We start from the raw sequence: 19,542 nt of genomic DNA, 5'->3' as shown, positions 1-19,542 counted from the left end.
CCCTTAAGCGCGGCAGTCGTCTATTTCCTCTGCAATGTGTGCCCTTTGGCACATGTTTTTAAGGTTGAAAGTTCTCCAATTTGGCTTCTGCAAGGCCTTTGGCGGCTCGAAAACCGGCGACACGCGCAGGTTGATTCTGTCCCGCTGCCCCGCCAAGCGCCCTCGCGGCACGGTTGAATAAACGGTGGACAGGCGTGGCGCGGGAATACTACAGTCATCTTATAGAGTATTCGAAGATTCGAAAGTGGACGAGAGTCCGGGGGGCTTGCGATGAGGAATGCTGCTGTGACCAACCTGAAGCCGTCGGCAGAGGCTGCCACGCCGAGGCTCGGGACGCAGACCTGGCAGAACGGCTTCGAGCGGCGGAAGCGTGTGCAGCAGGGAGTCGCGCTGGCGGTCTTCGGTCTGGCCTATGCCGCGCTGATGGTGCTGATCTTCGCGCCGCACCTGTTCCGCGCGGTCTGAGCGTCAGCCGGGCCGGTTCAGCTGCGGCGCGTGCTCGCGCCCGGCTTCAAGCAAAAAGGCCATGACCGAGCGTTCGCGCGGCGTGGTGCCGACGTCGCGGTGCGTCGTCAGCCAGTAGCTGCGGCGCAACACCACCTCTTCCGGCAGCACGATCTGCAGGTCCTCGCGCCGGCCGGCGATGAAATGCGGCAGCACGCAGAGCCCCATCCCCAGCTTGGTCGCCGCCAGCTGGTTGAAGATGCTGGAGCTCTTCACCCGCGCCCGGATGCCGGGATGCACCTCTCCCAGATAGTCGAGCCCGGGAGAGAAGATCATCTCCTCGATATAGCCGATGAACGGATGGTCCAGCAGCTGGTCGCGGGTCAGGATCGGCGGATGCCGTTCGAGGTAACTGCGCGCGGCGAAGATGTGCAGGCTGTAGTCGCTGATCTTCTCCGACCGGTAGGGGCTGGCTTTCGGCGGGTCCAGCACCACCGAGATGTCGGCCTCGCGGCGTGACAGCGCCATGATCTGCGGCAGGGTGATCAGCTCCAGCCCGATGTTGGGATAGCGCCGGGTGAAGGGCACCAGCAGGTTGCGGCTGAAATAGCTGCCGAAGCCTTCGGGCACCGCCATGCGCAGGACGCCGCGCTGGCGGTCGGCCCCGTCGCCCAGCAGTTCGACCCGCATCCGCTCGGTCTCGGCCTCCATCCGCTCCGCCGTCTCGATCAGCCGGCGGCCGAAGGCGGTCAGCTCGTAGCCGCGCGGATGCCGCTCGAACAGCCGCAGCTTCAGCGAGGCCTCCAGCCGGTCGATCCGGCGCGAGACGGTGACATGGCTCGTCCTGAGCTGCCGCGCCGCGCCGGACAGCTGGCCGGTGCGGGCGACGGCAAGGAAGAACTGCAGATCGTCCCATGTGAAATTGACCATACGTCACTCCATGTCTGTCCAAAAATGGACAGAACCTGTATGAAATTAGTTAAACACGAAGGCTTGTGTCAAAAGGGAATCCGTATGATCGTTACCCGTCGACCCGGTTTGAGGAGACCGGCAAGACCAATTTTGAACAGACCCAGCCGTGCCGCCCTGCTGTCGCAGAGCGCGTCCGGTCATGCGGTCTGATGGGATTTCTGGGAGGAAACCATGCGCAAACTTCTTCTGTCGGCGGCCGTCATCGCCACCGCGGGTCCGGCTCTTGCCGAGATCTCCGACGGCAAGGTCAAGATCGGCATCCTGAACGACCAGTCGGGCGTCTATGCCGACTTCGGCGGCAAGTACAGCTTCGAGGCCGCGCAGATGGCCGTGGAGGATTTCGGCGGCACCGTCATGGACATGCCGATCGAGGTCGTCACCGCCGACCACCAGAACAAGGCCGACATCGCCTCCAACATCGCGCGCCAGTGGTACGATACCGAACAGGTCGACGCGATCATGGAGCTGACCACCTCTTCCGTGGCGCTCGCCGTGCAGGCGCTGTCGAAGGAAGCCAACAAGATCACCATCACCACCGGCGCGGCCACGACGGAGCTGACCGGGGCGCAATGCTCGCCCATCGGCTTCCACTGGGCCTATGACACCCATGCGCTGGCCGTCGGCACCGGCGGCGCGCTGGTGGAGCAGGGCGGGGATTCGTGGTTCTTCCTGACCGCCGACTACGCCTTCGGCTATTCGCTGGAAGAGCAAACCTCGGCCTATGCCACCGAGAAGGGTGGCACGGTGCTGGGGGCCGTGCGGCATCCGCTCTCGACCACCGATTTCTCCTCCTTCCTGCTGCAGGCGCAGGCCTCGGGGGCCAAGGTGATCGGTCTGGCCAATGCCGGGATGGACACGCAGAACGCCATCAAGCAGGCCTCGGAATTCGGCATCGTCCAGTCGGGCCAGCGTCTCGCGGCGCTGCTGTTCACGCTGGCCGAAGTGCACGGGCTGGGGCTGGAAGCGGCGCAGGGTCTGACGCTGACCGAGAGCTTCTACTGGAACCGCACCCCGGAGACGGCCGAGTTCGGCAACCGCTTCATGGAGAAGACCGGGGTCATGCCGAACATGGTCCACACCGGCACCTATTCGGCGGTGATGTCCTATCTCAAGGCCATCGAGGCTGCGGGCGGCGACGAGACCGAGGCGGTTGCGGCCAAGCTGCACGAGCTTCCGGTCGAGGACATCTTCGCCGGGAACGGCAAGGTCGCGGCCAACGGGCGGATGATCTCGGACGTCTACCTGCTGGAAGTGAAGAAGCCCGGCGAGAGCGAGACGCCCTGGGACTACTTCAACGTGAAGGCGACGATCCCCGGCGATCAGGCCTATCTCGACCCGGCGCAAAGCGGTTGCCCGCTGGTCACCAACTGATCCGGGCCGCAGCATGACCGCCTCTGCCCAGACGCAGAGCCAGCCGCGGGTGGTGCTTACCGCCCGCGGCCTCGGCAAGACCTTCGGCGGCTTCGCAGCCGTCAGCAACGTCAACCTCGATGTGCATCACGCCCGGATCCACGCGCTGATCGGGCCGAACGGCGCGGGCAAGACCACGGTCTTCAACCTGCTGACCAAGTTCCTGCAGCCGACGACCGGCAAGATCACCCTGCTGGGGACCGACATCACCCACACCAAGCCCGACAAGGTGGCGCGGATGGGGATGGTTCGGTCGTTCCAGATCTCGGCTGTCTTTCCGCATCTGACGGTGCTGGAGAACGTAAAGGTGGCGCTGCAGCGGCCGGCGGGGCTCGCCGTGCAGTTCTGGCTGCCGCTGTCCTCGCTGGACCGGCTGAACGGGCGGGCCGAGACGCTGATCGACGACCTTGGGCTGACCGAATACCGCGACACCCGCGCTGCGGATCTCTCCTACGGCCGCAAGCGCGTGCTGGAGATCGCGACCACGCTGGCGCTCGATCCCGAAGTGCTGCTGCTCGATGAGCCGATGGCCGGGATGGGGCAGGAGGACGTGCGCATGGTGGCCGACATCATCCGCGAGGTCGCCCGCCACCGCGCCGTGCTGATGGTGGAACACAACCTCAGCGTCGTCGCCGACATCTGCCACCATGTCACCGTCCTGCAGCGCGGCGAGATCATCGGCGAAGGCGATTACGCCAGCGTCAGTCAGGACCACCGGGTGCGCACCGCCTATATGGGAACGGAGGACTAGATGGCCCCGCTTCTGAACGTGGCCGGGCTTCAGGCCTGGTATGGGGAAAGCCATGTGCTGCATGGCGTTGATCTGCATGTCAACGAAGGCGAGATGATCTGCATCCTCGGCCGCAACGGCATGGGCAAGACCACGACGCTGCGCAGCATCATGGGCATCCTGCGCAAGCGGACGGGGCAGATCAGCTTCGCCGGGCAGGACATGATGAACGTGCCCTTGCACAAGACGGCGAAGGCGGGCCTCGGTTTCGTGCCGGAAGAGCGGGGGATCTTCGCCACGCTGACGGTGGAGGAGAACCTGATGCTGCCGCCGGTGGTCGCGCCGGGCGGCATGACGGTGCGCGAGATTTACACGCTGTTCCCGAACCTCGAGGAGCGCCGCTCCAGCCCCGGCACCAAGCTGTCGGGCGGCGAGCAGCAGATGCTGGCCATGGCGCGAATCCTGCGCACCGGGGCGAAGTGCCTCTTGCTCGACGAGCCGACCGAGGGGCTGGCCCCGGTCATCATCCAGCGGATCGGCGAGGTGCTGGTGGAGCTGAAGAAGCGCGGCATGACCGTGGTGCTGGTGGAGCAGAACTTCCGCTTCGCCTCCAAGGTGGCCGACCGCTTCTACCTGATGGACCACGGCGAGATGGTCGCGGAATTCCCGGTGGGCGAGCTGCCGCAGCGGATGGATATGCTCAACACGGTTCTGGGGGTCTGACATGACGATGATATTCGGCATCCCCGTCCAGGCGCTGATGGGGCAACTGCTGGTCGGCCTGATCAACGGGTCGTTCTATGCGCTGCTGTCGCTCGGCCTCGCGGTGATCTTCGGTCTGCTGCGGGTCATCAACTTCGCCCATGGCGCGCAATACATGCTGGGCGCCTTCGTGGCGCTGCTGCTGGCCACCCATGGCGGCATCGGCTACTGGCCGGCGCTGATCCTCGCCCCGCTGATCGTCGGTCTCTTCGGCGCGGTGATCGAGCGGACGATGCTGTCGCGGCTCTACAGCCTGGACCCGCTCTATGGGCTTCTCTTCACCTTCGGCCTCGCGCTGACCATCGAGGGCACCTTCCGCTACTTCTTCGGCGCCTCGGGCTCGCCCTATGCCGCGCCGCCCTCGCTGGGCGGCGGGGTGAACCTCGGCTTCATGTTCCTGCCGGTCTATCGCGGCTGGGTGGTGGTGGCCTCGCTGGTGGTCTGTCTCGGCATCTGGCTCCTGATCGAGAAGACCAAGCTCGGCGCCTATCTGCGGGCGGCGACCGAGAACCCGACGCTGGTGCAGAGCTTCGGCGTGAACGTGCCTTTGCTGCTGACCCTGACCTACGGGCTGGGCGCCGGGCTGGCGGGCTTTGCCGGGGTGCTGGCGGCGCCGGTCTATCAGGTCTCGCCGCTGATGGGGTCGAACCTGATCATCATCGTCTTTGCCGTGGTGGTGATCGGCGGCATGGGGTCGATCCTCGGGGCCATCGTCACCGGCTATCTTCTGGGGATCGCCGAGGGGCTGACCAAGGTCTTCTACCCCGAGGCCTCCAACATCGTGGTTTTCGTCATCATGGCGATCGTGCTGATCCTGCGCCCGGCGGGTCTGTTCGGAAAGGATGTCTGACATGGCGCATGGACACACCAACACCGAGGCGCGGGCCGCCCATCCGCAGGCCTCGGCGCTGAAGACCGGCCTCCTGCTGACCCTGCTGGCGCTGCTGCTGGCGGCGCCGTTCTTCCTTTACCCGATCTTCCTGATGAAGCTTCTGTGTTTCGCGCTCTTCGCGGCGGCCTTCAACCTGCTCCTCGGCTACACCGGCCTGCTGTCCTTCGGCCACGCGGCCTTCTTCGGCGGCGCGGCCTATTTCACCGGCCATGCGGTGAAGGTCTGGGGCTTCCCGCCGGAACTCGGCATCCTCTTGGGGATGGCAGGCGCCGCCGTGCTGGGTCTCGTCATGGGGCTGATCGCCATCCGGCGGCAGGGGATCTATTTCGCCATGATCACGCTGGCGCTGAGCCAGATGTTCTTCTTCTTCTGCGTGCAGTCCAGCTTCACCCATGGCGAGGACGGGCTGCAATCGATCCCGCGCGGACATCTCTTCGGCTTCATCAACCTCTCCGACACCACCAACATGTATTTCTTCGTGCTGGCGGTCTTCCTGATCGGCATGGCGCTGATCTGGCGCATCGTGAACTCGCCTTTCGGCATGATCCTGAAGTCGATCCGCGAGAACGAGAACCGGGCGATCTCGCTCGGCTATTCGGTGGCGCGCTACAAGCTGGCGGCCTTCGTGATGTCGGCGACGCTGACCGGCATGGCCGGCGGGCTGAAGGCGCTGGTGTTCCAGTTCGCCACGCTGACCGACGTGACCTGGCAGATGTCGGGCGAGGTGATCCTGATGACGCTCTTGGGCGGCATCGGCACGCTGATCGGCCCGGTCTTCGGCGCGGGCATCGTGGTCACGCTGCAAAACTACCTCGCCACCTCGGACTTCCCGGTGACGATCATCACCGGCGTGGTGTTCATGGCCTGCGTGCTCCTGTTCCGCCGCGGTCTGGTGGGCGAGTTCTACGCCTCGCGCATCGGCCGCTCGCTGGGCTTCAATCCGGAGAAATGAGCATGGACTGCTACGACTACATCGTGATCGGCGCGGGCAGCGCCGGTTGCGTGCTGGCCAACCGGCTGTCGGCCGATCCGAAGACCCGCGTCCTGCTGCTGGAGGCGGGGGGCAGCGACAACTACCATTGGGTGCATATCCCGGTGGGATATCTCTACTGCATCAACAACCCACGCACCGACTGGTGCTTCACCACCGCGCCCGAGCCGGGGCTGAACGGGCGGGTGCTGAACTATCCGCGCGGCAAGGTGCTGGGCGGCTGTTCCTCGATCAACGGCATGATCTACATGCGCGGCCAGTCGCGCGACTACGACCAGTGGCGGCAGCTGGGCTGCACCGGCTGGGGCTGGGACGACGTGGTGCCGGTGTTCCGCCGCCAGCTCGACCATTACCGCGGCGTGGGCGAGCATCACGGCACCGGCGGCGAATGGCGGGTGGAAAAGGCCCGCATCCGCTGGGCGGTGCTTGATGCCTTCCTCGAGGCGGCGGAGCAGGCGGGCATCCCGCGGGTCGAGGATTTCAACACCGGCGACAACGAGGGCGGTGGCTATTTCGACGTGAACCAGCGCTCGGGCATCCGCTGGAACACCTCGAAGGCCTTCCTGCGCCCGGCGATGAAGCGACCGAACCTGCGGGTGCTGACCCATGCGCAGGTGCAGCGGCTGGTGGTCGAGGACGGCGAGGTGACCGGGGTCAGCTTCCGCCACGGCGGCGAGCTGAAAGAGGCCCGCGCCACCCGCGAGACGGTGCTGAGCGCCGGCGCGATCGGCTCGCCGCATATCCTTGAGCTGTCGGGGATCGGGCGCGGCGATGTGCTGTCGGCGGCGGGCATCGCGCCGGTCAAGGAGGTGGCCGGGGTGGGAGAGAACCTGCAGGACCATCTGCAGCTGCGGCTGGTCTACAAGGTGCATGGCGTGCCGACGCTGAACGAGAAGGCCTCGAGCCTGTTCGGCAAGGCCAGCATCGGTGCGGAATATCTTCTCTCGCGCAAGGGGCCGATGTCGATGGCGCCCAGTCAGGTCGGCATCTTCACCCGCTCGGGGCCCGAGAAGGAGACGGCGGATCTGGAGTATCACGTCCAGCCGGTCTCGCTCGACAAGTTCGGCGACAAGGTGCACCCGTTCCCGGCGATGACCGCCTCGGTCTGCAACCTGCGGCCCGACAGCCGCGGTTCGGTGCATCTGACCAGCGCCGATCCGATGCAGCAGCCCGCCATCGCGCCGAACTACCTTTCGACCGAGAGCGACCGCGAGGTGGCCGTGCGCTCGATCCGGCTGACGCGCGAGATCGCGGCGCAGCCCGCCTTCGCCCGCTTCCGCCCCGAGGAATACCGCCCCGGCGCCGCCCTGCAGAGCCGCGAGGATCTGGTGCGGGCGGCGGGGGAGATCGGCACGACGATCTTCCACCCGGTCGGCACCTGCCGCATGGGCGCGGACGAGGCCAGCGTGGTGGACCCGCGGCTGCGCTTCCGTGCGCTGGGGCGGCTCCGGATCGCGGATGCCTCGATCATGCCGACGATCACCTCGGGCAACACCAACTCGCCCACCGTGATGATCGCCGAGAAGGCGGCGGAGATGATCCTGGCCGATGCGAAGGCGCTGACCTGAGACTTCCCCTCCGGGGGGCGGAGGGCTATGGTCCGCGCTCGTTTCCCCAGTGACCGGATCCTCCATGACTGACGCCCTTCGCCGGATTCCCGCCCTCATCGCTACTGAGATCGCCGCCCGCCCCGATCAGGTGGCCGCCGCCATCGACCTGCTCGACGGCGGGGCCACGGTGCCCTTCGTCGCGCGCTACCGCAAGGAGGCGACCGGGGGGCTGGACGACACGCAGCTGCGCACGCTGTCGGAGCGGCTGGCCTATCTGCGCGAACTGGAAGCGCGGCGGGTCGCCATCCTCGGCTCGATCTGCGATCAGGGCAAGCTGACGCCGGAGCTGGAAGCCTCGATCGCCAAGGTGGTGACCAAGGCCGAGCTCGAGGACATCTATCTGCCCTACAAGGTGAAGCGCCGCACCAAGGCGATGATCGCCCGCGAGAACGGGCTGGGCCCGCTGGCCGAGGCGATTATGGCCGACCGCAGCAAAACGCCCGCCGAGCTGGCGGCAGGTTTCGTCACCGAGGCGGTGCCGGATGTGAAGGCGGCGCTGGAGGGCGCGCGCGACATCGTGGCGGAGGGGCTGGCCGAGAACGCCGATCTGCTCGGGCGGCTGCGCAGCCACATGAAATCGGTCGGCCGGGTCGCCGCGAAGGTGGTGGAGGGCAAGGAGGCCGAGGGCGCCAAGTTCTCCGACTATTTCGCCCATTCCGAGGACTGGTCGAAAGCGGCGGGCCATCGGGTGCTCGCCATGCTGCGCGGGCGGAACGAAGGGTTCCTGACGCTCGATCTGGAGGTGGACGCCGACGCGGCCCGTGGCGACAGCCCGGCGGAGCGCATGGCGGGGGCGGCGCTGCAGGCAGGCGGCAAGGGGCCGGGCGACCAGTGGCTGCGCGAGGCGGCAAGCTGGGCCTGGCGGGTGAAGCTGCGCACCTCGCTGACGCTCGACCTGATGGGCGAGCTGCGCGAGCGGGCGGAGGCCGAAGCGATCCAGGTCTTCGCGCGCAACCTCAAGGACCTGCTGCTGGCGGCGCCGGCGGGCGGCAAGGCGACTATGGGCATCGACCCAGGCATCCGCACCGGCTGCAAGATCGCGGTGGTGGACGGGACCGGCAAGCTGCTCGCCACCTCGACCATCTACCCGTTCCAGCCCAAGAACGACCTGCGCGGCGCGCAGGTGGAGATGGCGCAGCTGATCCGCAAGCATGGCGTGGCGCTGATCGCCATCGGCAACGGCACCGCCAGCCGCGAGACGGAAAAGATGGTCTCCGACATGCTGGCCGTGCTGCCGGGCGACGCGCCGAAGCCGGTGAAGGTCATCGTCTCGGAGGCGGGGGCCTCGGTCTATTCCGCGAGCCAGCTGGCGGCGACCGAGTTCCCCACCCTCGACGTCTCGCTGCGCGGCGCGGTCTCCATCGCCCGCCGCCTGCAAGACCCGCTGGCCGAGCTGGTGAAGATCGAGCCGAAGTCGATCGGCGTCGGCCAGTATCAGCATGACGTGGACCAGCACCGCCTCGGTCGTTCGCTGGAGGCGGTGGTGGAGGATGCGGTGAACGCGGTGGGGGTGGATCTCAACACCGCCTCGGCGCCGCTGCTGGCGCGGGTCTCGGGCGTCGGCCCGACGCTGGCCGAGGCCATCGTGGCGCATCGCGACTCCAACGGCCCCTTCGCCAAGCGTCGCGATCTCCTGAAGGTCGCGCGGCTTGGCCCGCGCGCCTTCGAGCAGGCGGCGGGCTTCCTGCGCATCCCGGATGGCAAGGAGCCGCTCGACGCCTCCTCGGTCCACCCCGAGGCCTATGACGTGGCGCGGCGGATCGTGGCGGCCTGCGGGCGCGACCTGCGCAGCCTGACCGCCGAGCCCTCGCGGCTGCGGGCGCTGGACCCCTCGGACTTCACCGACGAGCGCTTCGGCCTGCCGACGGTGAAGGACATCCTGGCGGAGCTGGAAAAGCCGGGCCGCGACCCGCGCCCCTCGTTCAAGACCGCGACCTTCACCGACGGGGTGGAGGACATCAAGGATCTGAAGCCGGGGATGATGCTGGAAGGCACGGTGACCAACGTCGCGGCCTTCGGCGCCTTCGTGGACATCGGCGTGCATCAGGACGGGCTGGTGCATGTGAGCCAGCTGGCCGACCGCTTCGTGAAGGACCCGCATGAGGTGGTGAAGGCAGGCGACGTGGTGAAGGTGCGGGTGGTCGAGGTCGATGTGCCCCGCAAGCGCATCGCCCTGACGATGAAGAAGGACAGCGCCGAGGCGCGCGAGGCGGTGGCCGAACGTGGGCCGCGCGGGCCGGCGCCGCAGCGGGGGGCGAAGCCCCTGCCGAAATCCGCGGCGCCGCAGGGCGCGTCTTCGGGCAATGCCTTCAGCGACGCGCTGCGCGGGGCGTTCAAGCGGGACTGATTGGCGCGACTGACGGGCGGCGCGCCTGTGGCGGGCGAAGGGAGGGGGCTGTCTGCCCCCTCGCCGCTGCGCGGCTCACCCCCGAGGATATTTTCGGACAGAAAATGGGGGGAGGGGGCGCCGGGCCGGGAAGCGGCGCGGGATCAGGTCGCGCTGCCGCCCACGGTGAGACCGCCGATCAGCAGGGTCGGCTGGCCCACGCCCACCGGCACCCATTGGCCCTGCTTGCCGCAATTGCCGATGCCCGGGTCGAGCGCCATGTCGTTGCCGATCGCGCGGATCTGCTTCAGCGCCGTCGCGCCGTCGCCGATCAGCGTGGCGCCCTTGACCGGGGCGCCGATCCTGCCGTTCTGCACCCGGTAGGCCTCGGTGCAGGAGAAGACGAACTTGCCGTTGGTGATGTCGACCTGACCGCCGCCGAAGCCCACCGCATAGATGCCGTCCTTCAGCGAGGCGACGATCTCCGACGGTTCGGCATCGCCGCCGAGCATGTAGGTGTTGGTCATCCGCGGCATCGGGATATGCGCATGGCTCTCGCGCCGCCCGTTGCCGGTGGGCTTCACCCCCATCAGCCGGGCGTTCTGCCGGTCCTGCATGTAGCCGACGAGGATGCCGTCCTCGATCAGCACGTTCTTGCCCGAGGGCGTGCCCTCGTCATCGACCGAGATCGAACCGCGGCGGTCGGGGATCGTGCCGTCGTCGAGCACGGTGACGCCGCGCGCCGCGATCTGCTGGCCCATCAGCCCGGCGAAGGCCGAGGTCTGCTTGCGGTTGAAGTCGCCCTCCAGCCCGTGGCCGATGGCCTCGTGCAACAGGATGCCCGGCCAGCCGGCGCCCAGCACCACATCCATCGTGCCGGCCGGGGCGGGGACCGCCTCGAGGTTCACCAGCGCGATGCGCAGAGCCTCGCGGGCGACGCCCTGCCAATGCGAAGGCTCGATCAGCCGGGCGAGGCCGTAGCGCCCGCCGCCGCCCATGCCGCCGGACTCGCGCCGCCCGTCCTTCTCGACGATGACCGAGATGTTCAGCCGTGCCATCGGCCGGATGTCGGTCAGCCGCAGGCCCTCGGGGCGCAGGATCTCGACCTGCTGCAGGCCGGCCGAGAGCGTGGCCGAGACCTGGATCACCCGCGGGTCGAGCGCGCGGGCATAGGCGTCGATCTCGCGCAGGATGTCGATCTTGGCGGCGAAGCCCGCATCGGCGATCGGGTCGGCGTCGGTGTAGAGCCGCTGGTTGGTGCCCGATGGCGCATCGGCCAGCGTGCCGCCGCCATCGCCCACGGCGAGCCGCGCGGTCTCGGCGGCCCGGCGCAGCGCGCGTTCCGAGATCTCGGTCGAATGGGCGTAGCCCGCCACCTCGCCCTTCACCGCGCGCAGGCCGAAGCCCTCGGAGGCGTCGTAGCTGGCGGTCTTCACCCGGCCGTCGTCCAGCACCAGCGCCTCGGAATGCCGGCGCTCGAGGAACAGCTCGCCATCCTCGGCGCCGTCGGTCGCCGCCCGCAGAATCGACAGCGCGCTCGCCTCGTCGAGGTGGGTCTCGAAGGGGCGGAAGGGGGAATCGGCCATGAGTACGTCCTTGATGTGGATCAAATGCGCGCGGATGACGCACTGTTCTGCTTGTCGATCTCGCTCTAATATGGTTTCAGGGTCTCCAGAAACAACGGGATTCTGCCCGATGCGCCGGGCAGTCGGACAAGCGGCGGAAAAGCTGCGCCTTCGTACGGGAATTGGACATGCGGATACTCACCTCTTTCTCCGGCCTTGCCCTCTCGGCAGCTGCCCTCTTGTCCGGCGGCGCCGCATTCGCGCAGCAGTCGCTGGAGATCGTCGGGCGTCCGGTGGATGGCGAGATGGGCTTCCAGCCCGGCGCCACCCTCTTGGCGCGCGAGCTGCACGGGCTGGACAACTTCCTGCTGATCATCATCACGATCATCACCATCTTCGTGACCCTCCTGCTGCTCTACTCCGCCTGGCGCTTCCACGAGAAGCGCAACAAGGTTCCGGCCAAGTTCACCCACAACTCGCCGCTGGAGATCGCCTGGACAGTGGTGCCGATCGTGATCCTGGTGGTCATCGGGGCCTTCTCGCTGCCGGTGCTGTTCCGCCAGCAGGAGATCCCGACCGCCGACGTCACCATCAAGGCGACCGGCTACCAGTGGTACTGGGGCTATGAATATGTCGACGAGGCCGACGCCGACGGCAACACCGTCGCCTTCGAGAGCTACATGATCGGTGCTCCGGCCACCGGCGGCGACAACCGCCTGACCCCCGAGGTCGAGCAGCAGCTGGTCGAGGCGGGCTACAGCCGCGACGAGTTCCTGCTGGCGACCGACACCGCCATGGTCGTGCCGGTCGGCAAGACCATCGTGGTGCAGGTCACCGGCGCCGACGTGATCCACTCCTGGACCATCCCGGCCTTCGGCGTGAAGCAGGACGGTGTGCCCGGCCGCCTGGCGGAACTGTGGTTCAGCGCCGACCGCGAGGGCGTCTACTTCGGCCAGTGCTCGGAGCTCTGCGGCCTGGCCCATGCCTACATGCCGATCACCGTGAAGGTCGTGTCCGAGGCCGCCTATGCCCAGTGGCTGGAGCAGGCAAAGGCCGGCAACTACGAGCTGACGGCCACGACCGAACTGTCGGCGCTGCCGACGGCCACCCCGGTGGTCGAATAAACGACGGAGCCGGCAGGAACATCCGGGCCGCCCTGCGGTTGCAGGCGCGCCCGGCCTGTTGTGCTTGACGAGGAGACTGAGTGAATGACCGACATCAACGCCTTCGAGCAGCCCAACGAGGCCGGTTTCGGCGATTATGTGGCCCTGCTGAAGCCGCGGGTGATGTCGCTGGTGGTGTTCACCGCCTTCGTCGGCATCCTGGCCGCGCCGGTTTCGGTGCATCCGGTGGTGGCGCTGGCCGGCATCCTGTTCATCGCGCTGGGGGCAGGGGCCTCGGGCGCGCTGAACATGTGGTGGGACGCCGACATCGACGCCGTGATGCGCCGCACCATGAAGCGGCCGGTGCCCTCGGGCCGGGTGCAGCCGGGCGAGGCGCTCGGGCTGGGGCTTGCGCTGTCGGGCATCGCCGTGGTGATGCTGGGGCTGGCGACCAACATGCTCGCCGCTGGGCTCTTGGCCTTCACCATCTTCTTCTACGCCGTGGTCTATTCGATGTGGCTGAAGCGCTCGACGCCGCAGAACATCGTCATCGGCGGCGCTGCGGGCGCCTTCCCCCCGATGATCGGCTGGGCGGTGGCGACCGGCAGCGTCTCGATCGAATCCGCCTTCATGTTCGCGCTGATCTTCATGTGGACCCCGCCGCACTTCTGGGCGCTGGCGCTGTTCATGAAGGAAGACTATTCCAACGCCGGCGTGCCGATGCTGACCGTGACCCACGGCCGCAAGTCGACCCGCAAGCATGTGCTGGTCTACACTCTGCTGCTGGTCCCCGTCGCCATCGGCGGGGCCTTCACCGGGATCGGCGGGCCGATCTATCTGACCACAGCGGTGTTCCTGAACGCGATCTTCTTGCGCGGCGCCTGGCAGATCTGGCGGCGCGACGAGACCCAGGCCGAGGCCGACAACTATGCTGTCGAGAAGAAGGTGTTCCGCTTCTCGCTCTACTATCTCTTCCTGCATTTCGGCGCGATCCTCGCCGAAGCGGCGCTGAAACCCTATGGGATCGGAGGCTGGTGACATGGCATTTCCCGCGCAACACGAGATCTACAAGCGGCGCTTCTCGCGCAATGTCGGGCTGGGGCTGACGCTGGTTGCCTTCATCGTGCTGGTCTTCGGCCTGACCATGGTGAAGGTGATGCAGGTCGGCCAGATGCAGGCCTTCGACCATGTGGTGCGTCCCGAGATGCTGCCGGCCGACGCGGCGGGGGAGGGCGGGCAATGAGCCGGCTCTCGCCGCAGCAGAAGACCGCCGCACAATTGGCTGGCGTCGCCGCCGTCATGCTGTCGCTGTCCTTCGCCGCCGTGCCGTTCTACGACTGGTTCTGCCGGGTGACCGGCTATGGCGGCACCACCGCCGTCGCCGCCGCGGCGCCCGACACCGTGCTCGACCGGACCATGACCATCCGCTTCGACGGTTCACGTGAAGCCGGGATGCCCTGGGAGTTCAAGCCCGTGGTGCGCGAGATGGAGCTGAAGATCGGCGAGACCGGGCTGGCCTTCTACGAGGCCTACAATCCTACCGACCGCGTGGTGGCCGGCACCGCCAGCTACAACGTGTCGCCCGATACCGCCGGCGGCTTCTTCACCAAGATCGACTGCTTCTGCTTCACCCAGCAGGTGCTGCAACCCGGCGAACGGGTGCAGATGCCGGTGACCTTCTATGTCGACCCGGCGATCGTCAACGACCGCGAGGGCAAGTACGTGAAGCACATCACCCTGTCCTACACCTTCCACGAGACCGAGTTGCCCGCCGAACAGGCGGCGCTCGAGACGCCTTCCGACGCCGATGTGAACTGAGCCGGACCGGCGCAGCAAGACAAGACCACAGGCCCAAACACCGCCAAGAACCGAGGGAACGGACCATGGCCCACGCCAAGAACCACGATTACCATATCCTGCCGCCGTCGATCTGGCCGTTCCTCGGCGCGCTCGGGGCTTTCATCATGTTTTACGGCGCGGTGCTGTGGATGCATGGCTCCGGGCCGTGGCTGGGGCTGATCGGCTTCGCGATCGTGCTCTACGTCATGTATGCTTGGTGGTCCGACGTCATCACCGAAAGCCTCGTCGGCGACCACACCCCGGTGGTGCGGATCGGCCTGCGCTACGGCTTCATCATGTTTATCATGTCGGAAGTGATGTTCTTCGCCGCCTGGTTCTGGAGCTTCTTCAAGCACGCGCTCTACCCGATGGGTCCGGACAGCCCGCGCATCGACGGGGTCTTCCCGCCGGAAGGCATCGCCACCTTCGACCCCTGGCACCTGCCGCTGATCAACACGCTGATCCTGCTCTGCTCGGGCGCCGCCGCCACCTGGGCGCACCATGCGCTGGTGCACGAGAACAACCGCAAGGACCTCAAGCACGGGCTCATGCTGGCCATCGGCCTCGGCGTGATCTTCACCTTCTTCCAGGCCTATGAATACAGCCACGCCGCCTTCGGCTTCGCCGGCAACATCTACGGCGCGAACTTCTTCATGGCGACCGGCTTCCACGGCTTCCACGTCGTGATCGGCACCATCTTCCTCGCCGTCTGCCTGATCCGGGTCTACAAGGGCCACTTCAGCCCCGAGAAGCACATCGGCTTCGAGGCCGCGGCTTGGTACTGGCACTTCGTCGACGTGGTCTGGCTGTTCCTCTTCGCCTCGATCTACGTCTGGGGCCAGTAACGCCGGATCTCTCCGGGAGGCGCGCGCCACCCGGAGATCCGCCACGGCGAGTCTGGACCGCCGCTGCTCAGGGGACTATCAAGCGCGTGCCGCTCCGGCGCGCGCTTTTTCATTCATGGACTTTCGCATGGCCCGCCGCTTCTTCCTCCCGCTGTTCTTCGGTCTGATCGGCGCTGCGATCCTGCTCAGCCTCGGCACTTGGCAGGTGCGGCGGATGCAGTGGAAGGAGGCGATCCTCGCCGACATCGACAGCCGGATCGCCGCCGCCCCGGTGGCGATTCCCGACGCGCCCGATCCCGAGCGCGACCGTTTCCTGCCGGTCGAGGTGACGGGTGAGTTCCTCCCGGCGCATGTCGACGTGCTGACCTCGCGCAAGGAGATCGGCGCGGGCTACCGGGTGGTGCAGGGCTTCGTCACCGAGACCGGGCGGCGGATCATGGTGGACCGCGGGTTCCTGCCGCAGGAGATGCGCGGCCTGCCGCGCGAGGCCCTCGCCGCCGAGATCACCGGCAACCTGCACTGGCCCGCCGAGGTCGACAGCTTCACCCCCGCGCCCGATCCGAAGAGCGGCCTCTGGTTCGCCCGCGACGTGCCCGCCATGGCCAAGGCGCTGGAGACCGAGCCGGTGCTGGTCGTCGCCCGCAGCCCGACCGGCGACGGCATCGACCCGCTGCCGGTGGACAGCGCGGGCATCCCGAATGACCACTTGGGCTATGCGATTACGTGGTTTTCGCTGGCATTCGGCTGGGTGGGGATGACACTGCTATTCCTGTGGCGTATCAGGCGTCGGACATAACGAAGGCAAGGCTGATGCAGTATATCTCGACTCGTGGCGCGGCCCCGGTTCTGGGCTTTGACGAAGCGATGATGACCGGGCTGGCGCGCGACGGCGGGCTCTATGTGCCGAGCGAGATCCCGGTGATGACGAAGGCCGAGATCGCGGCGCTGGCCGGCCTCTCCTACGAGGATGTGGCCTTCCGCGTCATGCGCCCCTTCATCGGCGACGCCTTCACCGACGACGAGTTCCGCCGCCTGATCGCCCAAGCCTATGCCGGTTTCGGCCATGCCGCCCGCGCGCCGCTGGTGCAGCTGGAGGCCAACCATTTCCTCTTGGAGCTGTTCCACGGCCCGACGCTCGCCTTCAAGGACTTCGCCATGCAGCTGATCGGCCAGCTGTTCCAGGCCTCTCTGGCGCGGTCGGGCAAGCATGTGACCATCGTCGGCGCCACCTCGGGCGATACCGGCTCGGCGGCGATCGAGGCCTTCCGGGGCCTGACCGGTGTCGATGTGGTGATCCTCTTCCCGCATGGCCGGGTGTCTGACGTGCAGCGCCGCCAGATGACCACGCCCTCGGAGCCGAACGTGCATGCGCTGGCGGTGGATGGCGACTTCGACGACTGTCAGGCGCTGGTGAAGGACATGTTCAACGACTTCGCCTTCCGCGATGCGGTGGGGCTGGCCGGGGTGAACTCGATCAACTGGGCGCGGGTGCTGGCGCAGGTGGTCTATTACTTCTCCTCCGCCGTCAGCCTCGGCGCGCCGCACCGCCCGGTCAGCTTCACCGTTCCGACCGGCAATTTCGGCGATGTCTTCGCCGGCTATATCGCCCGGCAGATGGGCCTGCCGATCGAGCGGCTGGTGGTCGCCACCAACCAGAACGACATCCTGCACCGCGCGCTCAGCTCGGGCGACTACACCAAGGACGGTGTGAAACCCTCGATCAGCCCGTCGATGGACATCCAGGTGTCCTCCAACTTCGAGCGGGCGCTGTTCGATGCCTATGGCCGCGACGGCAATGCCGTGCAGCAGCTGATGACCGAGCTGAAGCAGGGCGGTTTCCGCATCAGCCAGGGCGCGCTCGGCATGCTGCGCGAGACCTTCGCCTCGGGCCGCTGCTCGGAAGAGGAGACCATGGCCACGATCCGCGCGACCTATGCCACCAGCGGCGAGGTGCTATGCCCGCATTCCGCCGTTGCGGTGAAGGTGGCGGCTGACAATCTCGGGACCACGCCGATGATCACGCTGGCGACAGCGCATCCGGCGAAATTCCCCGATGCCGTGGAGCAGGCGATGGGCAGCCGCCCCGCACTGCCGCCGCGCATGGCCGATCTCTTCGACCGGCCCGAGCGCGTCACGCGCATCGGCAACGATCTCGGGGCCATCGAGGCCCTCATCCGCGAAAGGACCGGCCGTTGACGCTTCGCCTCGACACTCTGCCGAATGGATTCCGCATCGTCACCGAGAACATGCCGGGGCTGAAATCCGCCTCGATCGGCATCTGGGTCACCGCCGGCGGGCGGCATGAGCGGGCCGAGCAGAACGGCATCGCGCATTTTCTCGAACACATGGCCTTCAAGGGCACCAGGAAGCGCACCGCGCTGCGCATCGCCGAGGAGATCGAGGATGTGGGCGGCTACATCAACGCCTATACCTCGCGCGAGATGACCGCCTATTACGCCCGCGTGCTGGAGAATGACGTGGGCCTCGCGCTGCACGTGATCGCCGACATCGTGCTGAACCCGGTCTTCGACAAGAAGGAGATCGAGGTCGAGCGCCACGTGATCCTGCAGGAGATCGGGCAGGCGCTGGACACGCCCGACGACATCATCTTCGACTGGCTGCAGGAAGTGTCCTACCCCGACCAGCCCTTCGGCCGCACCATCCTCGGGCCGGAGGAACGGGTAGCCGGCTTCTCGCGCGACGACCTGACCCGCTTCGTGGCCGAGCATTACGGCCCCGACCAGATGATCCTCGCCGCGGCGGGTGGGGTGGACCACGACGCGATCCTCGCGCAGGCGACCGAGCTCTTCGGTCATCTGAAGCCGGTCGGCAAGTCGCTGCTGCAACCGGCCTCCTTCCTCGGCGGCGAGAAGCGCGAGGTGAAGGAGCTGGAGCAGGTGCATTTCGCCCTGGCCTTCGAATCGCCGAACTACCGGGCGCCGGATGTCTACACCGCGCAGGTCTATGCGACGGCGATGGGCGGCGGCATGTCCTCGCGGCTGTTCCAGAAGATCCGCGAGGAGCGGGGGCTGTGCTATTCGATCTTCGCCCAGTCGGGCGCCTATGAGGACACCGGCCAGATCACCATCTACGCCGGCACCTCGGCAGAGGAGATCGGCGCGCTGACCCAGCTGACCATCGACGAGCTGAAGCGGGCCACCGGCGACATGTCGGAGGCCGAGGTGAACCGGGCGCGGGCGCAGCTGAAGGCCGGGCTGCTGATGGGGCTGGAAAGCCCCTCCAGCCGGGCCGAGCGTCTGGCGCGTCTGCTGGCGATCTGGGGCCGGGTGCCGGATGTCGACGAGGCGGTTGCCAAGATCGACGCGGTGACCACCTCCGGCGTGCGTGCCTATGCCGAGGAGATGGCGCAGGCCCGCACCGCGCTGGCGCTCTACGGTCCCGTCGCCGCGGCTCCGGGCATCGAGGCGATCCGCGAGGGGCTTGCCGCCTGATGCTGGGCCTGCGTCGCAAGGTCAGGCTCGAGACCGAGCGCATGACGCTGCGGCTGCCGCAGCACAGCGACTTCCGCGACTGGGCCGATCTCAGGGCCGGCAGCGCCGCCTTCCTCACGCCTTGGGAGCCTGTATGGGCGCCCGACCATCTGTCGCGCAAGGCCTTCACCAACCGCGTCTACTGGGCGGCGCGCGCCCATGTGCAGGGCACGGCGCTGCCTCTGCTGCTGATCCGGCGCGACGATCAGGTGCTCTTGGGCGCGATCACGCTCGACAACATCCGGCGCGGCCCGGCGCAGGCGGGAACGCTCGGTTACTGGATGGGACAGCCCCATGTCCGGCACGGCTACATGCGCGAGGCGATCCAGGCGGTGACGCATCATGCCTTCAACGTGATGGACCTCAGCCGGGTCGAGGCCGCCTGCCTGCCCGAGAACTCCGCCTCGCGCGGGGTGCTGGAGAAATGCGGCTTCAAATACGAGGGCGTGGCGCAGAGCTACCTGCAGATCGCGGGCCGCTGGCGCAACCATGTGCTCTATTCCAACCTGCGCAGCGACCGGCGCGGGCGCACCGACGTCGGCTGACGCCGTCCTTCGCAAAC

General features: G+C 67.3%; 19 protein-coding genes. 17 read left to right on the top strand and 2 right to left on the bottom strand.

Annotated elements, in window-relative coordinates; genetic code table 11:
* Positions 1 to 285: 285 nt before the first annotated feature.
* Positions 286 to 465, top strand: coding sequence for a hypothetical protein (locus tag C5F48_RS09990; RefSeq protein ID WP_107663765.1), 180 nt, complete (start codon positions 286 to 288; stop codon positions 463 to 465).
* Positions 466 to 468: 3 nt separating this feature from the next.
* Here C5F48_RS09990 and C5F48_RS09985 read toward each other — a convergent pair whose 3' ends face one another.
* Positions 469 to 1,374, bottom strand: a complete 906-nt coding sequence (locus C5F48_RS09985; protein ID WP_107663764.1) for a LysR family transcriptional regulator — start codon at positions 1,372 to 1,374, stop codon at positions 469 to 471.
* A 213-nt stretch (positions 1,375 to 1,587) separates the two neighbouring features.
* Here C5F48_RS09985 and C5F48_RS09980 point away from each other — a divergent pair, with 213 nt between their 5' ends.
* From C5F48_RS09980 to C5F48_RS09950, 7 genes are all read left to right on the top strand, one after another.
* A complete protein-coding gene (locus tag C5F48_RS09980; RefSeq protein ID WP_107663763.1) occupies positions 1,588 to 2,787 on the top strand; it encodes an ABC transporter substrate-binding protein in 1,200 nt (399 codons plus the stop codon).
* A 13-nt stretch (positions 2,788 to 2,800) separates the two neighbouring features.
* Positions 2,801 to 3,577 (top strand): ABC transporter ATP-binding protein, encoded by a 777-nt coding sequence (locus C5F48_RS09975; protein WP_107663762.1) that lies wholly within the window; start codon positions 2,801 to 2,803, stop codon positions 3,575 to 3,577.
* Positions 3,578 to 4,279 (top strand): ABC transporter ATP-binding protein, encoded by a 702-nt coding sequence (locus C5F48_RS09970; protein ID WP_107663761.1) that lies wholly within the window; start codon positions 3,578 to 3,580, stop codon positions 4,277 to 4,279.
* Position 4,280: 1 nt separating this feature from the next.
* Positions 4,281 to 5,168: a branched-chain amino acid ABC transporter permease gene (locus C5F48_RS09965; RefSeq protein WP_107663760.1), complete on the top strand. Its 888-nt coding sequence runs from the start codon at positions 4,281 to 4,283 to the stop codon at positions 5,166 to 5,168.
* A gap of 1 nt (position 5,169) precedes the next feature.
* A complete protein-coding gene (locus C5F48_RS09960) occupies positions 5,170 to 6,162 on the top strand; it encodes a branched-chain amino acid ABC transporter permease (RefSeq protein WP_107663759.1) in 993 nt (330 codons plus the stop codon).
* A 2-nt stretch (positions 6,163 to 6,164) separates the two neighbouring features.
* The gene (locus C5F48_RS09955; protein WP_107663758.1) at positions 6,165 to 7,769 is read left to right on the top strand and encodes a GMC family oxidoreductase; all 1,605 of its coding nucleotides are present in this window, start codon (positions 6,165 to 6,167) and stop codon (positions 7,767 to 7,769) included.
* A gap of 64 nt (positions 7,770 to 7,833) precedes the next feature.
* Complete coding sequence (locus tag C5F48_RS09950; RefSeq protein WP_107663757.1) at positions 7,834 to 10,158, top strand: Tex family protein; 2,325 nt, start codon at positions 7,834 to 7,836, stop codon at positions 10,156 to 10,158.
* A 143-nt stretch (positions 10,159 to 10,301) separates the two neighbouring features.
* Here the strand turns inward: C5F48_RS09950 and tldD are convergent, their stop codons facing one another.
* Positions 10,302 to 11,723, bottom strand: a complete 1,422-nt coding sequence (gene tldD, locus C5F48_RS09945) for a metalloprotease TldD (protein ID WP_107663756.1) — start codon at positions 11,721 to 11,723, stop codon at positions 10,302 to 10,304.
* A gap of 167 nt (positions 11,724 to 11,890) precedes the next feature.
* Between tldD and coxB the strand changes: the two genes are divergently transcribed.
* From coxB to C5F48_RS09900, 9 genes are all read left to right on the top strand, one after another.
* Positions 11,891 to 12,826 (top strand): cytochrome c oxidase subunit II, encoded by a 936-nt coding sequence (gene coxB / locus C5F48_RS09940; protein ID WP_107663755.1) that lies wholly within the window; start codon positions 11,891 to 11,893, stop codon positions 12,824 to 12,826.
* Positions 12,827 to 12,910: 84 nt separating this feature from the next.
* Positions 12,911 to 13,843, top strand: a complete 933-nt coding sequence (gene cyoE, locus C5F48_RS09935; RefSeq protein ID WP_107663754.1) for a heme o synthase — start codon at positions 12,911 to 12,913, stop codon at positions 13,841 to 13,843.
* A 1-nt stretch (position 13,844) separates the two neighbouring features.
* Complete coding sequence (locus C5F48_RS09930; protein ID WP_107663753.1) at positions 13,845 to 14,048, top strand: cytochrome c oxidase system small membrane protein; 204 nt, start codon at positions 13,845 to 13,847, stop codon at positions 14,046 to 14,048.
* Positions 14,045 to 14,623, top strand: coding sequence for a cytochrome c oxidase assembly protein (locus tag C5F48_RS09925; protein ID WP_107663752.1), 579 nt, complete (start codon positions 14,045 to 14,047; stop codon positions 14,621 to 14,623). Before C5F48_RS09930 ends, C5F48_RS09925 begins: the two co-directional genes overlap by 4 nt.
* A gap of 65 nt (positions 14,624 to 14,688) precedes the next feature.
* A complete protein-coding gene (locus C5F48_RS09920) occupies positions 14,689 to 15,489 on the top strand; it encodes a cytochrome c oxidase subunit 3 (protein ID WP_107663751.1) in 801 nt (266 codons plus the stop codon).
* Between the two features lie 127 nt (positions 15,490 to 15,616).
* The gene (locus C5F48_RS09915; protein WP_107663750.1) at positions 15,617 to 16,285 is read left to right on the top strand and encodes an SURF1 family protein; all 669 of its coding nucleotides are present in this window, start codon (positions 15,617 to 15,619) and stop codon (positions 16,283 to 16,285) included.
* Between the two features lie 14 nt (positions 16,286 to 16,299).
* Positions 16,300 to 17,685, top strand: a complete 1,386-nt coding sequence (gene thrC / locus C5F48_RS09910) for a threonine synthase (RefSeq protein ID WP_107663749.1) — start codon at positions 16,300 to 16,302, stop codon at positions 17,683 to 17,685.
* Positions 17,682 to 18,941 carry a M16 family metallopeptidase gene (locus tag C5F48_RS09905; RefSeq protein ID WP_107663748.1) on the top strand — a complete coding sequence of 420 codons (1,260 nt, stop codon included), beginning with the start codon at positions 17,682 to 17,684 and terminating at the stop codon, positions 18,939 to 18,941. The genes thrC and C5F48_RS09905 overlap by 4 nt, the downstream gene beginning before the upstream one ends.
* A complete protein-coding gene (locus C5F48_RS09900) occupies positions 18,941 to 19,525 on the top strand; it encodes a GNAT family N-acetyltransferase (RefSeq protein ID WP_107663747.1) in 585 nt (194 codons plus the stop codon). The genes C5F48_RS09905 and C5F48_RS09900 overlap by 1 nt, the downstream gene beginning before the upstream one ends.
* The last annotated feature ends 17 nt before the right edge of the window (positions 19,526 to 19,542 follow it).

Source organism: Cereibacter changlensis JA139, from assembly GCF_003034985.1.
GTDB lineage: Bacteria > Pseudomonadota > Alphaproteobacteria > Rhodobacterales > Rhodobacteraceae > Cereibacter > Cereibacter changlensis.
The sequence above is the reverse complement of the archived record's forward strand: the minus strand, read 5'-3'. Positions and strand labels throughout refer to the sequence as shown.